This window comes from Paenibacillus sp. 23TSA30-6 (genome assembly GCF_014858585.1).
Classification (GTDB): domain Bacteria; phylum Bacillota; class Bacilli; order Paenibacillales; family Paenibacillaceae; genus Paenibacillus.
Genome location: NZ_SLTL01000007.1, coordinates 17,631 through 31,904 on the forward strand (window position 1 = coordinate 17,631; position 14,274 = coordinate 31,904).

Below are 14,274 nucleotides of genomic sequence, written 5' to 3' on the forward strand. Positions count from 1 at the left end.
AGCTAAAGATAAAGAGGTCCACGATGGTCAGATACTACTGCCATGATGGACCTCTTTTTTCTTTTGCACATACCCTTCTACGCTCACCGCAATGGCGCATAGCCAAGCCGATCCAGCTCCTCCGCAATGACGCGATAGCCACGGCTGTTCGGGTGCACCCGATCCAGCGAGAGCAGTTCCCGTTCGTAGCCCTCAAACGCAGGGTAAATGTTCGCCACCCGGTAATTCGGACCGCCCAGCGTAGCGAGAAATGAGTTATATTGGCGCACATATATCCCCGCCTCCCTCACGCCCGGAAAAGGATTATACAGCCCTGCCATTCGAATGATAAATGGCTCACGCTGGCCGTATTTTATCTGATACAGGACATGTACGATTTGGCGTACATGTTCTTTCGTGCGGTTCAGTGCTTGTGGAATGGACGATGCAGACGAACCGGAGCCTCCGGCAAGGGCGCTGACGTATGGGCGCAGATCATTCCCGCCGATCGTCACCGTTATGAGTTCAGCCCGGCTCAACGCTGACCGAAAGAGCGGATTGTTGCGGACCAAAGACAGCAGTTCCTGCGATGTCAGTCCGTTGATTCCCAAATTCTCGTAACTGACTGGAGTACGAAGACGTTTTTCCGCCATCCGTCGATAGGTAGGCACAAATCCGCCAGTCAGCAGCGTCCCAGCACCTGTCGTTAATGAATCTCCTATAGCCGTGTAGTGGTAACCCATTGGAACCCACCTCCCCCGCTAATGCCTTTGCAACCAAAGGCACATCAACTTTTACATGAGAATGATGTCAATTCCAGACATAACATATCTTATGTAAAAAAAGAGACGCGGGACCCCGAGATTCGCTTATTCTTCGTCCATTTCATACACACAATGAAATTGCCCGCCTTTGGATAAGTCCTCCGATCCGTATACGGCAAAGCCTACGTTACGGAAGAAATCTGCTCCCTCTGCATCCGTGTCCACGGTGAGCCGTTTCGGATTACGTTCCTGAATGAGGGTAAGCAGCATACCTCTGGCATATCCTCTATGACGATTTTCGGGCAACACGGCCAGATGCCGGATTACGGTTGTTCCATCCTCCTGCTCCTCAAATCCGACAATACCTACAATAAGTCCTTCATCTTCCACACCGAACAGCTTCCAGTCATCCGAAGCTTGGTAAGTACGTAAAGCTGCCTCTCCGCGTTCAGGATGATCCAGCACGGCGTAGGTTAGCAGCTCCAGAACCTCCTCACGATCCGAATCTGCTTTTATATTTTTAAACATGGTTCATCGTCTCTCCTTATAACCTGAAATGGGGATTACACTCTAGTTCTCCAAAATAAGCAACGGCCAGTTATCCAGCCACTGCTTCTCAAATACACGCTGACGAAAAGCCGTCGTATGGCGGAACAATGGACTTTGGCGTACCCGCATATCCAGCAGATCCTTTAATCCATGCGGACAAACGACCTCCATTTGATCCTCGTCATTCAATCTAACCGCTACCGCTGTAGCCGTCTCCGGCCAGCGGCTCATCGCATCCTCTACCGAAGCATAAGGAGCTGCCCCGTTGCGAAAATGCATCCGCGCCTGATTTTTGACAGACCAGTTGCGTCCCGCCTGCTTGCGGTTCAAGGACAGTTCAAGGTGCTCGTCCCGTTCCTCCAGCGTATTTTTCGGGTCAAAATAAATAACATCTATATCATTCAAAGGCGTAGGAGTTGTATAACCATGCAGCTTGTCCCACACCCGATTACGTACATAACCTGCGGCAATACAGCCCTGCGGCAGCCTCAGCTCTCGCACATAGCGCAAGTCTTCAAGCACCTGTGGATCATTCATATATTGTATGATTCGTAGCACATCTTCTTCCGACTTCATCCAGCACTCAGCTCCCTTTTTTATGATGACAGTTGCTCTACGGACTCTCCTCCTTGAGCTGCGATCCGGGCTGTACGCTGCGCCAGACGGCGGCGTGCGACCAGCAGGAATGGAATGCCAATCACGACCGACAGTGCAACCGGAACAAAAACGACAAGCGGCGCTGTTTGACCATAGATGTCCAATAGCCAGCCGCCAAACAAAGGAGCAAACACGCTACCCAGATTATTAAAGCCAATCGTACCGAAATAGGTCCCTTTATATTGAGCATCTGCAATTTGATCAATTAATACATCCAGCATCGTGAACAGCAGTACTTCACCCACTGTAAACAGCACCATATCCAGTATGAACATCCAGCCCGAATTTAACATACCGCACAGTAACAGGCTGACTGCAATACATATATTTCCTGCAATCAAGGAATTTACCGGGGAAAAACGGCTTGCCAGCCGTACCAGCGGATATTGAAAAGCCAATACGCACACCGCGTTGACTGTAAGCATGTATGTAAACCACCGGGTCCCTTCCTCGAAGGATAAGGACAAGAATTGGGGCATCGTGGAATTGGAATGAGCATAACCCATGACGCAAAATATCGTCCCCAGCAAAATCGGCATAAACACCGGATCACGGCTGGCTGTGCGGAACGCCTCGCCCATCCGCAGTGGAGCCTCTCCCACCGTTGTCCCTGAATGCAGATCTGATGCATACCGAGTAAATTGGATCAACAGCAACACCCCGTACAACGCGTACACACCAGCCGCTACCATAAACGGTGTACCCGAGGATGCTGATCCTAACATCAAACCAAGCAACGGCCCTGCCACCACACCTACATTAATCGCCGCATATCTCATATTGTAGATGAGCAGTCTTTTCTCCTTGGGAGTTACATCTGATAACAGCGCCCGCGAGGTTGGCTCGAACAAGGATCTGCACAGTCCATTCAGAGCATTGATGACGAAAAAGGCCCAGGCCGCTTCAGCCAACGCAAAAGCCACGAATACAAGTGCCCAACTGGCGATGGACACCAGCATCACTTTACGTCGTCCGATCCGGTCGGAAATATATCCACCGTAAAAGCTGGCAAAAATGCCAACTAATGAACTGACCGATACGATCACCCCTGTATGAAAAGGGGATACCCCCAAGCGGGTAGTCAAATAAATGGACAAAAACGGGATACTCATGGATGTTGCCATCCTGCCAAATATAGTACCCGCAATAATCGTCCAGGCCAGTGGGTGAATCGAACGAAGTTGTTCTTTCATATCTGTTATCTATGTCTCCTTCTCCGCCCTGTCTCCAGAAAAAAACTTGCACACAACTTTTCCATCTGTGTGCAAGCTTAACAGGAAAATTCCAACGATTACTGACGAATATATCGTTCCAGTTCCCTACACGTTGCCTGATAAGCAGACTGAAGGGCAGCCAGCTTCTCTTGTGCAGCTTCAAGTCGCTTCTCCCGTGCGAGCTGCTCAATATCGGAAAATAACGTGGACAAACGCTCAATTCCCAGACTCACGCTACCTGATTTCAGCTCGTGAGCAACCTCCACTACTTTTGCTGATTCGTCCGCAGTAGCCAGTTCAATTAATGTGCTTATTTTAGCAGGTGTATCACTGGTGTACATCTCTACGAGTGAGGCCAGCAATCCCATACTGCCATTCTCGTCCAGCAGCATAATTTCATGAATAACTTCTTCATTAAGGATAGGCTCGGCAGCAGCCATGGGAAGCCATTGGATGAGCTTCTCAGACAGTCGTTCAATCATTACCGGCTTCGACAGATAGTCGTTCACCCCAACTTCCCGGCCCCTCGCTCTATCCTCCTCTGACACGTTCCCTGTCAAAGAAATGATTGGCACCGGAGGTAGCTTGCCCACCACTTCACGCTGGCGAATGGCCCTTGCCGCATCAATACCATTCATGATGGGCATATGATGATCCATCAAAATACAAGCATAAGTCCGTTGAGAGGCCGCTTTTACGGCAACCTCTCCATCCTCCGCGAAATCAATATGCTGGAATCCCAAGTGACGAAGCTGTAACTCGACCACCTGACGATTAACCCGATTATCCTCGGCTACCAGAATAGCGAGGGAATGACTATGCTCACGCAGCCACTCACCAAGCCCTGTCAGCTCGGCGGTTTTATGCTCCTTCACTTCGTCTGCCTGCCCTGTTCCCCTGACAAGAGGAATCTCAAACCAGAACGTAGAGCCTTGACCTTCCTCACTGATGACTCCAATCCGTCCCTTCATCAGTTCAACGAATGAACTGCAAATCCATAGTCCCAGTCCAGTCCCTCCATATTGTGAAGAGCTACCTTCCCCTGCCTGCACATAGGGTTGAAATAACTTGACCTGATCCTCCTGTGAAATCCCGATGCCTGAATCCTGCACCTCAAACCGAATACGCTGGGAATCTTCTGTTTCTTCTACCAGCTTCGTCCGAACAACTAGCAATCCATCGCTCGTAAATTTATTGGCATTGTTCAGCAGATTCAGCAAAATCTGCATGATCCGTGCCGAATCTCCCTCCAAATGGTCTGCTACACCGGAATCGGCCTCTATGCTTAGACGGTTTCCCTTCTGATAGATTTGCGGCTCCAACAACTGGGCAACGTGGTTCATAATCGCCTGGACCCTGACGCTCCCGATCTCCAGCTCCATTTGTCCCGCTTCCACCTTGGATATATCAAGGAGGTTATTAATCATATTTAGCAGCACAGATGCCGATTCGCGTATGACACTGATCGCCTGCCGTTGATCCGGGGAAAGCCTGGATGAACCCAGCATTTCGATCATCCCGAGTATCCCGTTCATCGGAGTCCTGAATTCATGACTGACCATTGCAAGAAAGGTGCTTTTCAAGTCATTCGCCCGTACCGCTTCTTCCTTTGTCCGCTTTAAATCTGCATTGCTTTTGGCAAGCTGACGCTGCAAATTGACAAGCTCATTATTCATCGCTGAAAATTCATTCAGCATCTTTTCTTCTTCAGCCTTGCTTTTCACAATCTCATCTGTTAATTGCTCGATCGTTTTCCGCAGGACAGCCATTTCTGCTGCCGGTTCCTTCATATAAAAGGCCCCCCTTTACCCAATGACTCCTGGTTACAAATATTTCAAACTGCCTCACACCCTGGACGACAGCAGGTGTTCTGCTACCTCCAGCGCTTCCTCTGCATCAGGTGCACAGCCGTCCGCCCCTATTTCCTGCCACAAGCGCGGATCAAGATTAAAGGGCAAACCGCCGACCATAATTCTCACATGACATGTAGCAGCATTTTGCCGAATGAAAGCAATCAGTTCCTTCACCAAATGGACATGGTAAGCCATGGTAGCTGAAATAGCCACCACATCAGCTGCTAACGGATTATCATTCGTAATAAAAGAGGCGTATTCCTCTTTCTTTCCAGTTTCCTGTATCCCCAAATCCAAATGCTGCAGCACCATCGTTTTATCCGGATGACGGAAATGCTCTACTAACGTCTCCTGAATCAATCTAAAATTGATCGTCAAATCTTCCTGTGTTATATCGAAGCCTTCAAACAGCTTTCTTAACCAAGAAACATACTGAGTAAATAGAATCGGACTGTTTACAATCACACTTTCTGCCAAATAATTCAAACTATATATTGAATCCTGCTTTGTTTTTACTTTACCGTTATCCCCAAAACGCTGCAAAAGATCCGGCTGTAATTCGTATTGCTTATTTGTGACTAGTTCCGCCAAATTTTCTGCTTGCAGCAGTAACGATTCACCTGCGGTATATTGCTGTATACTCATGTACAGCTCCTTCCCCGACAAGGCCGTATTTATATCCATAGACTGTAACTGGGGGAACATCCGAGCGTGACTATTTGTCAATTATACCTGATTTCCGCCTTTACATTAACCCCGCTGCCTAAAAATGCGTGTAAAAAAATAAAATACCGGAAAACCGGTATTTTATTTATAAGCCTATTTAACTCGGGTATTTGCAGCTTATTAGTCGTTACTTTTCTGTCCCTCAGCCGTTAGCCCCAACTTTTTTAGCAGATGAATGACCTGTTCTTTCTCTTCCACAGATAATCCGTCCACTGTCTCCATAATAACACGATGATGCTGCGGGAATATTTGCTCAAAGAAATGACGTCCCTCGTCAGTCAGTTCTGCATAAATCACACGTCGATCCTCTTGTGATGCACGCCGGGTGAGCAGCTTTTTTTTCTGAAGTTTATCTACGACGTACGTAATATTTCCACTGGAGATCAGCACCTTTTCACCAATTTTCTGCAAGGGCTGCGGTCCACGATAATATAACAGATCAAGTACACCAAATTCTGTTGTGTTCAATCCATGACTATGAATATCCCGATTTGTGCGGGATGTGACCGAATTATAGGCGCGAGCCAGCACAACAAACAAGTTAAGCGCCAAGTCCTGATCATCTGGTTTTACTGACATATTAACAGCCTCCGTTACTCATATCTTTATTCAAAGATATCTTAATTGCAAACTTTTGTCAAGTTCAACCTCTTTATCCCCCTGGTTATGAAGTTGTATTATGCGAAAACTACAGTCTATTATGTAAAAAAGCCCGTCTCCAATCGGCACAAGAAACGCCTTCGGGAGAGCAGGGCTTTCATTATTCAATCCCTAGCCTCTTTCGTAGTAGCTTGTAAACAACCCTGCCAAAAAGCACACCCAGTACATTCAGGATCACATCATCCACGTCCATCGTGCCTGCGCCGAGCAGCATTTGGGACACTTCAAGAATTACAAGCGCGACCGCCACGGTCAGCAACAAGCTGCCTAATCTGCGTAAGGCCACCCAAATGATAGACAGAAGGATGCCAAACGGGACGAAGACTCCGATGTTACCGAGCAAATTGACACCCCACACCCGAAAAGGAAGCGACTGTGCCGCCCTCACATATCGCCCGATCGTATCCAGCGGAACGATATTATATGAATATGGAGGACCCGGTCGTAATGTACGCCCAAAACCAAGAAACATCCAATATAATAACAGCCCCGTATATAAAATGAATACCACAAAGGCTACATTGCGAAGCAGACGTGCGTTAGGCATCACTTATTTCGAACGTCAATCTGTCCATTGGCCCGTGCGATAATAACCTGGTCTGCCATATTAATGAACAATCCGTTATCGACCACCCCCGGAATTTGGTTCAATCGGATTTCCAGCTCTTGCGGGTTTTCAATGGTTCCGTAACGACAGTCGGCAATATAATTGCCGTTATCCGTCTGGAAACGCTCCCCGTCCTTCATTCGCCACTCAGCCCGGCAGCCTGTCTGCTGTAATGCCTCCAACGTCCATTCACTGGCAAAGGGTACGACTTCGACTGGTAATGGAAATGCACCCAGCACCTTCACATCTTTGGACTCGTCCACAATAATGATTAACCGGTTGCTGTTACTTTCCACGATTTTCTCTCTCAGTAAAGCTCCACCTCCACCCTTCACCAGAACAAGCTGCTCATTCACCTCGTCCGCTCCGTCAATCGTTACGTCGAGTCGTCCAATCTGATCAAATGGAACGATGGGAATTCCCAGTTCTCTGGCCTGATCCTCCGAAGCTTGGGAAGTAGCTACAGCCTGTATATGTAAGCCTTGCGCCACACGCTCACCTATTTTTTGTATGGCCCAATAAGCTGTGGAGCCTGTGCCCAGTCCTACTTTCATGCCGTCCTGAATGGCTTCTACTGCTTTTTCAGCTGCTTTTTGCTTCAAATTCATTATCATCTCTCCCGCTATATAGGCTAGTATGGTTCATCATTCATTTTATATGAAAACGTTTTATAAAGACACTGTAAGCTTCTTACCGTAACAAAGACTATTTTCATCCTCTTTATATTCTCCAAATCGTTCAATAGGCTCATATCCCTGCTTCGTATAGAGAGCAATGGCTTCAGGTTGAGCAGCCCCTGTCTCCAGCTTGATTCTTATAGTGCCTCGTTTACGGGCCTCTTCTTCCAGAAAAGCTAACAGACTGACGGCAATGCCTTGCCTACGATAAGAAGAATCGACATAAAATCGCTTAAGCTCCATCTCTTCCGCATCTATAGGCCTAAGTCCGCCGCAAGCAACCGGTTTTGCATCCGAATACACAACAGCGAAAATCATTTCTTTAACTTTCGGATTGGAAAAATCAACCAAGTAAATTTCATCAGCAGGATACCTTTTCAGCAAATCCTCATCCAGCCTTTGAATCAAATCATGCAGATCTGCATGATCACTTTCAACCTTTACAATCGTAAGCTTGGACATTCTCTTCATCCCTCTTCCTATGTCGTGGCTATATTGACTCATTTTGCAAGGAACCCGCAAAAACCGCGGCATATCAAGCATCTGTAATGCGAAATATGAAAAATGTCCCAAATTGACAAGTGCATTTGACTCTATTATAAAGTATGATGGTTTCTATTGGATACCTACTTGAAGCCTGAATTGAATTTGAATTTCAAGTTGAAGTATAAAATGGAATATACTGAAACACACACAGGAATTACCCGGTAAAAATTAAATTTTTATTGGGCAAGGTATTCATTTCAAGAGCTTATCGTACGACATATATATAGGGATACATACTTATCTAAAAAGGACCAAAGACCTATTAACAAAATTTCAAGAGGTCTATTACCTTAATTAATATTGTTTGTAAGGGGGACTAAATTATCTCATTCGATAAGCGGTTCAACACCATATACAAAAATTACAACCAGGGAGTGGAGCATTTTGAAAAAGTGGAGTAGCTTATCTTTCTTCACCAAGAACTTATTATTATCCTTCTTCAACATCGTATTGATCGGGCTAGTCCTCATCGTGTCCAGCTATTTGATCCAACGTACGATTTTGATAGACCAGCTACATGGGCAAGTGGAAAAAATCACATTAAAATGGGCTGAGGGAATTAATGTAAATGAAGTATCCCAAGCTGTTCAGGAAAAAAGTTATGATGGTCCCGTTCAGGCAAAACTCCGCGCTTATCTGGATAACATCACAGCGACGAATCCGAATATCTCTCAAGCTTATATCTTCGGAACCGAGCTGGAAGACGGTGACAAAACATCTGTTGTAGCGATGCCTACCGCTCTGAGAGAAGCATTCGAAAAAGATAAACTGGGTGTCGGCGGTATGTATAAACAACCTTCTGTAGTTGTGGAAGGCGTAAGCCACATGCTGGATACCGGAAAACCGACGTTTACCAGCTTCTATGATGACAGCTTTGGTACGTGGACAACCTTGACGTACCCGCTTAAAGATTCAAGTGGCAAAATCTTTGCATATTTTGCTGTCGATGCTGATGCAGGCGCTGTACCTGCCGGGTTGACCAAGCTGCTGATCAGCGGCACTACAATTCTGGCTGCTTTCCTGCTCATCTGCTTGGCACTCCAATATTGGGTCGTGAAGCGTACGCTGTCCCCTATTAAACAACTGATGTACGGTATCAGTGAAGTAAGCCGTGGAAATCTGGACGTTCAGATTCAAGCAGGGCAAGACGATCTGGGCGTTGTGAATAGAAACTTCAACGATATGGTAAGCCATATTAACAGCATTATGACCAAAGTGAAGCTGACAACTGATGAAGTGAATGAATCGGCGAAGGAATTGCTCGCGATCTGCGAACAAAACGGAATCAATTCCAACATCATCAATCAGAACATCAATGAAATTACGAAAAACATCCGTTCACAGGAAAAAGCAACGGGCGATAGCGCACGTGCCATGGCTGAAATGGCCTCGGTTATCCAAAATATTGCCGCCAGTTCCACCACCGTTGCAGAGGAAGCCAATTCGGTAGAGAAGCGTTCTAACGAAGGCAACGAAATCATGGGCAAAGTTTCTTCACAAATGCATTTAATTACCAATACAGTTACGAATACATCCCGTATTATCAAGTTACTGAACGACCGTTCACAGGAAATTGGTAATATCATCGGTACGATTTCAGGCATTTCCAGCCAAACGAACCTGCTTGCCCTGAATGCTTCTATTGAAGCAGCGCGTGTCGGTGAGGAAGGCAAAGGCTTTGCCGTGGTTGCCAGCGAAGTACGCAAGCTGGCAGAACAAACAGCGGATGCAACGAAACAAATCACACCGCTGATTGAAGAGATTCAAAGTGAAATCGGTCAAGCTGTGAAGTCGATGGAACAAGGCAACGTTGAGGCACAGAGCGGAATTATTGTAGCCGGACAAGCTGGTGAGCTGTTCAATAGCATTCTTCAAGCAACCAAGACAGTGGCATGGCAAATTCAAGAGGTATCCAGCGCTACAGAGGAAATATCCGCCGGTACACAGGAAATGACGGCATCAGCGGAAGATCTTTCTTCCACTGTAAGCAAAACAGCCAGCAACAGTATCCACATTGTGCAGACGGTCGAGGAACAAAAAGCTTCTCTGGATTCCATCATTGAATCGTCCCATAAGCTGTCTTCCATGTCGGAAGAGCTTCAGGAGATTACTTCTTACTTCAAAATTGCAGACCCTAACCGCACCAAATCATAATTATCAATTATCTACTTTGAAACTTATTCAATAAGTAAGTCGTTCGGTAGTGCCTCCCTCCTATTCATGCATTTGACGGGATCGGAGGCATTTACTGACTTTAGCATCACGACATCATACGTTCAGGAGGTAAGCGTAATGGTTTTATTACTACAAAACAGTACACAAACAGCGCCATCCCCATTCCTGGTTCCTTTGGATTTTGCACGTCTGCAACGCAAACATACATACTCTACTTATCAGGTAGAGTTAGAACCAAGCATCTCGAAGCTGTTGCATCAGCAAACGTCAGCGGAAGAACAACATGCCATGCTTCTGTCAGTGTATGCAGCATGGCTGTATCGTCTGTCCGCAGAAGAAGATATCTCCTTCTCTACTTTCGTGCCTCAATCCGGTATACTCACAGCTTCGCTGACGATGGAAAATAATACTAATTTTCACGAGCTGGCAGGCTTGTTTCAGGAAATGCTCCATAAGCCCCAGGCTTATCTGGCAGACCCGCAAGCGGATACCTCGTTCTCGGTAAATCTGCTGGTCAATGAAGATACAGAGCCTCGTATCATGGACTGGGTAATCCGTGAGAACAACGGCACTTACCAAATACAGATTCGGTATGATGAATCACTTCTTCTGGAAACAACGGTTGTTCGGTATACAGAATATTTTGAATTTCTTCTGCGTGGCGCACTCACCAACAGTCATGCCCTTATCAATTCGGTTGACATCTTATCCGAAGCAGATCAGGCAGCTCACGAGGACTTAAATAATACAGTTGTGAAGTATCCTGAGCATCAGACCATTCATGGAATGTTCGAGGAGGCCGCTTCGCAGTATCCGGATCGTCCGGCCATCGCTTCCCACGCCGGAGAATATACGTACCGTGAGCTTAATGAACGCGCCAATCAAGTTGCACGCGTGCTATTGTCTAAAGGTCTGGCAAAAGGCGAATTCGTGACCATTTTCATGGAGCGAAGCCTGGAAACCGTCATTTCCCTGCTTGGTATTCTGAAAGCCGGGGGTGTATATGTGCCTGTCGATCCAGCCCATCCAGCCGACCGGAGCAGCTACATCGTAGAGGACACGCGCTCTCCTTTCGTCCTTACGACTTCTGCACTCGCCGGACAAGCGGCTGAACTATGCGGCTCCATTGAGACGGTCAAAGAAATTCTGGCCATTAACGGGCCTCTGGCAGGCTATGCCGCAAGCAATCCGAACGTTAACGTAGGTCCGGATGATCTCGCTTATGTCATCTATACGTCCGGCTCGACAGGCAAGCCGAAGGGTGCCCTGATTGCTCACCGGGGCGTCGTGAACCTGGGGGCTGTCGTACAGCGCGATTGCGATATTACACCTCAGGATGTATTGACTCAATTCGCCACCTATAGCTTTGATGCATCCGTTTGGGATACGATTGGAGCCTTGTTCTACGGAGCCAAGCTGTACCTGTTGTCCTCTGAAGAACGCGTGTCTGTTGAAGAATTCGCAGAAGCCATCGCACGCACAGGCACGACGATCATTACCATTTTGCCAACCGTGTTCTTTAATCAGCTATCTACGTATTTGTCAGACGAAGGCTACCGCAAATTAGCTAAGGTACGAATTGTCACCGTGGCAGGCGAAGCCCTGTACGGCTCACAAGTTCGGGCCTTCCAGAGTAAATTCGGTACAGATACAGACATCGTGAACGTGTATGGACCGACTGAATGCACCGTAGCAACGACGACCCACCGGGTGCGTGGTGCTGTGCCTGAGCACGTCGTGAACATCCCGATCGGCAAGCCGATTTATAACTACAAAGTCTATATCGTCAACGATGATAACAAGCTATGCCCGATTAACATTCCCGGTGAAGTATGCATTGCTACGCCGGCACTGGCTCATGGCTATCTCCATCAGCCGGAACGGACGGCACAATCGTTCGTGGACAACCCTTTTGTTCCGGGTGAAAAAATGTACCGCTCAGGCGATATCGCCAAGCTGCTGCCAGACGGTACGATTGAATACGTAAGCCGGAAGGATTCACAACTCAAAATCCGGGGCAACCGGATTGAAATTGGGGAGATTGAAGATCATTTTTCCAAGCATCCGGGCGTTCAGGACGTGTCTGTCGTAGCTGTCAAGGATCACACGGATCAAAATATGCTGGTTGGCTATTACACAACTACGGACGGACAGTCCATTCCGCAAGACGTAATACAGTCTTATATTGCGGGCAAGCTGCCTTCCTATTTTGTACCGAGCCATGTCGTTCATCTGGAAGCTATGCCGATTTCACCGACGGGCAAGATTGACCGCAAAAAGCTGGCCCTGCTGCCGCTTCCCGAGGCGTCCGACAGCTCCTACGGCGGGGAACCTCTCCGTGAAGGAACTGAAACGCTTATTGCCGAAGCCTGGACACAGGTACTTGGCAAAACCAACATCGGCGCAACAGATGACTTCTTCCTGATCGGCGGCGACTCCCTTCGTGTCATTCATGTGCTGGCTATTTTAAAGCCGAGTTATGGTGCGTTACGTATTGGAGACTTTTTCCGCTACAAAACCGTTCGTGAGCTTGCCGAATACGTGGAGCAACTGGGTACGGAACAAACACCGCAACGCAAAACAATAACAGTTACACAAGAAAAAACAGACCTGAATGAGCATCCTATCGAGCTGTCAGGCACTGCGGATGTAGCTGAATTGCGCGACATGAATGTTGTGTTATTGACCGGGGCTACAGGTTATCTCGGTTCTCATATTCTCTATGACCTGCTTCAACGGACGGGAGCCAAAGTGTATGCCATGGTACGCCCTTCTCAGGACGGTCCATCCGGCATCGAACGTATTCAGTCCGTATTGACAGGATATTTTGGACCAGACGTTTCCAGCCTGATCGAAGGACGGGTCAAAGCGGTGTACGGTGATCTGGAGCAGACAAACCTTGGCCTCTCTGACGTTGACCGCCATATGCTGGAGCATCAAATTGACGGTATTATTCACAGCGCCGCTGACGTTCGCCATTTTGGTGATTCGGCTGCCTTTGACCGTACGAATGTAACCGGAACGCTGGAGCTGCTGAAAATTGCTCAGGCCAAACCGGGAGTATCTTTTCATCATGTCTCAACCATGGGCATACCGGAGGATCTGGCGAATGAAGGACAATGGGAAGCCGTATTGGAGCTGTCCTCCTTCCCTGACGAGCTACAGGTGGACAACCTGTACACGAACAGTAAGCTCGCAGCGGAAAAGCTGATGTTCCAGGCGGCTCAGTCGGGTACACCTATTTCTATCTATCGTGCAGGCAATCTGACGGCCCATTCGGCTAACGGACGCTTCCAGCGCAATATTGATAGTAACGCCTACTACCGGATGATAAAGGCGATGCTGCTGCTGGGTAAAGCGCCACAGGCTGATTGGCATACGGACTTCACGCCAATTGACTATGCGAGCCGCGCTATTGTGGAGCTATCCGTGCATCAAAAAAGCGCGAACCGCATTTTCCATATTTGCAATCCGAACCCGCTGCCGTATGATGAGCTGATTGCTATGGTCAACCAGCTTGGATACGCAGTAGACACGATGCCTTTTGACGATTACAGCGCTTGGCTGCTGAACCCGTCTTCCGGCATTCAGGAGGATGCGTTGCACCTCGCTATGGGCCAACTGGAGGGAGACGGGGCCAAGGATTCGGCTTACCGATACGGCTGCCCTGTGACTGCCGCTCTACTGGATCAGGCTGGTGTGCAATGCCCGACAACCGATCTGGAGTTTATTCAAAATATGATCCAGCATGCGGTTGAGATCGGTTATTTCCCTGCCACATCGTCGTTATCGGCAAAAGCAATACAGAGGTAACAAAGTTGTGATATTTCCTCCGTGTGTATTAGGTATGATAGACTAGATTTTGCT

Annotated in this window: 12 protein-coding genes; 2 read left to right on the plus strand and 10 right to left on the minus strand. The window is 47.7% G+C overall.

Features of this window, described 5'->3' with window-relative positions; genetic code table 11:
• Positions 1 to 83: 83 nt before the first annotated feature.
• The 10 genes from E0698_RS08010 to E0698_RS08055 form a co-directional block, all read right to left on the minus strand.
• Positions 84 to 722, minus strand: coding sequence for a GDSL-type esterase/lipase family protein (locus E0698_RS08010; protein ID WP_192511203.1), 639 nt, complete (start codon positions 720 to 722; stop codon positions 84 to 86).
• 126 nt (positions 723 to 848) lie between these two features.
• Positions 849 to 1,271 (minus strand): GNAT family N-acetyltransferase, encoded by a 423-nt coding sequence (locus tag E0698_RS08015; RefSeq protein WP_149094839.1) that lies wholly within the window; start codon positions 1,269 to 1,271, stop codon positions 849 to 851.
• A gap of 42 nt (positions 1,272 to 1,313) precedes the next feature.
• Complete coding sequence (locus E0698_RS08020; protein ID WP_134910236.1) at positions 1,314 to 1,868, minus strand: nucleotidyltransferase family protein; 555 nt, start codon at positions 1,866 to 1,868, stop codon at positions 1,314 to 1,316.
• Between the two features lie 20 nt (positions 1,869 to 1,888).
• Complete coding sequence (locus tag E0698_RS08025) at positions 1,889 to 3,142, minus strand: MDR family MFS transporter (RefSeq protein ID WP_134910237.1); 1,254 nt, start codon at positions 3,140 to 3,142, stop codon at positions 1,889 to 1,891.
• A 98-nt stretch (positions 3,143 to 3,240) separates the two neighbouring features.
• Entirely contained in the window at positions 3,241 to 4,953 is a 1,713-nt protein-coding gene (locus E0698_RS08030; RefSeq protein ID WP_192511204.1) for an ATP-binding protein, read from the minus strand.
• A gap of 54 nt (positions 4,954 to 5,007) precedes the next feature.
• Entirely contained in the window at positions 5,008 to 5,661 is a 654-nt protein-coding gene (locus tag E0698_RS08035) for a cobalamin-dependent protein (protein ID WP_192511205.1), read from the minus strand.
• Positions 5,662 to 5,862: 201 nt separating this feature from the next.
• Positions 5,863 to 6,321: a MarR family winged helix-turn-helix transcriptional regulator gene (locus E0698_RS08040; RefSeq protein WP_192511206.1), complete on the minus strand. Its 459-nt coding sequence runs from the start codon at positions 6,319 to 6,321 to the stop codon at positions 5,863 to 5,865.
• Positions 6,322 to 6,502: 181 nt separating this feature from the next.
• Positions 6,503 to 6,949: a VanZ family protein gene (locus E0698_RS08045; protein ID WP_192511207.1), complete on the minus strand. Its 447-nt coding sequence runs from the start codon at positions 6,947 to 6,949 to the stop codon at positions 6,503 to 6,505.
• On the minus strand, positions 6,949 to 7,617 hold the full coding sequence (gene rpiA / locus E0698_RS08050; RefSeq protein WP_134910239.1) for a ribose-5-phosphate isomerase RpiA: 669 nt from the start codon (positions 7,615 to 7,617) through the stop codon (positions 6,949 to 6,951). The genes E0698_RS08045 and rpiA overlap by 1 nt, the downstream gene beginning before the upstream one ends.
• 60 nt (positions 7,618 to 7,677) lie before the next feature.
• Positions 7,678 to 8,148 carry a GNAT family N-acetyltransferase gene (locus E0698_RS08055; protein WP_134910240.1) on the minus strand — a complete coding sequence of 157 codons (471 nt, stop codon included), beginning with the start codon at positions 8,146 to 8,148 and terminating at the stop codon, positions 7,678 to 7,680.
• Positions 8,149 to 8,616: 468 nt separating this feature from the next.
• Here E0698_RS08055 and E0698_RS08060 point away from each other — a divergent pair, with 468 nt between their 5' ends.
• Together E0698_RS08060 and E0698_RS08065 are read left to right on the plus strand one after the other, a co-directional pair.
• Positions 8,617 to 10,386, plus strand: coding sequence for a methyl-accepting chemotaxis protein (locus E0698_RS08060; RefSeq protein WP_192511208.1), 1,770 nt, complete (start codon positions 8,617 to 8,619; stop codon positions 10,384 to 10,386).
• A 138-nt stretch (positions 10,387 to 10,524) separates the two neighbouring features.
• The gene (locus E0698_RS08065; RefSeq protein WP_192511209.1) at positions 10,525 to 14,220 is read left to right on the plus strand and encodes a non-ribosomal peptide synthetase family protein; all 3,696 of its coding nucleotides are present in this window, start codon (positions 10,525 to 10,527) and stop codon (positions 14,218 to 14,220) included.
• Positions 14,221 to 14,274 lie beyond the last annotated feature (54 nt).

Excerpts from the sequence above, each read along its gene's own strand:
- E0698_RS08055 (WP_134910240.1), bottom strand. The coding sequence starts at position 8,148 with ATGTCCAAGCTTACGATTGTAAAGGTTGAAAGTGATCATGCAGATCTG.
- rpiA (WP_134910239.1), bottom strand. The coding sequence starts at position 7,617 with ATGAATTTGAAGCAAAAAGCAGCTGAAAAAGCAGTAGAAGCCATTCAG.
- E0698_RS08020 (WP_134910236.1), bottom strand. The coding sequence starts at position 1,868 with ATGAAGTCGGAAGAAGATGTGCTACGAATCATACAATATATGAATGAT.
- E0698_RS08030 (WP_192511204.1), bottom strand. The coding sequence starts at position 4,953 with ATGAAGGAACCGGCAGCAGAAATGGCTGTCCTGCGGAAAACGATCGAG.
- E0698_RS08015 (WP_149094839.1), bottom strand. The coding sequence starts at position 1,271 with ATGTTTAAAAATATAAAAGCAGATTCGGATCGTGAGGAGGTTCTGGAG.
- E0698_RS08065 (WP_192511209.1), top strand. The coding sequence starts at position 10,525 with ATGGTTTTATTACTACAAAACAGTACACAAACAGCGCCATCCCCATTC.
- E0698_RS08045 (WP_192511207.1), bottom strand. The coding sequence starts at position 6,949 with ATGCCTAACGCACGTCTGCTTCGCAATGTAGCCTTTGTGGTATTCATT.
- E0698_RS08040 (WP_192511206.1), bottom strand. The coding sequence starts at position 6,321 with ATGTCAGTAAAACCAGATGATCAGGACTTGGCGCTTAACTTGTTTGTT.
- E0698_RS08035 (WP_192511205.1), bottom strand. The coding sequence starts at position 5,661 with ATGAGTATACAGCAATATACCGCAGGTGAATCGTTACTGCTGCAAGCA.
- E0698_RS08025 (WP_134910237.1), bottom strand. The coding sequence starts at position 3,142 with ATGAAAGAACAACTTCGTTCGATTCACCCACTGGCCTGGACGATTATT.
- E0698_RS08010 (WP_192511203.1), bottom strand. The coding sequence starts at position 722 with ATGGGTTACCACTACACGGCTATAGGAGATTCATTAACGACAGGTGCT.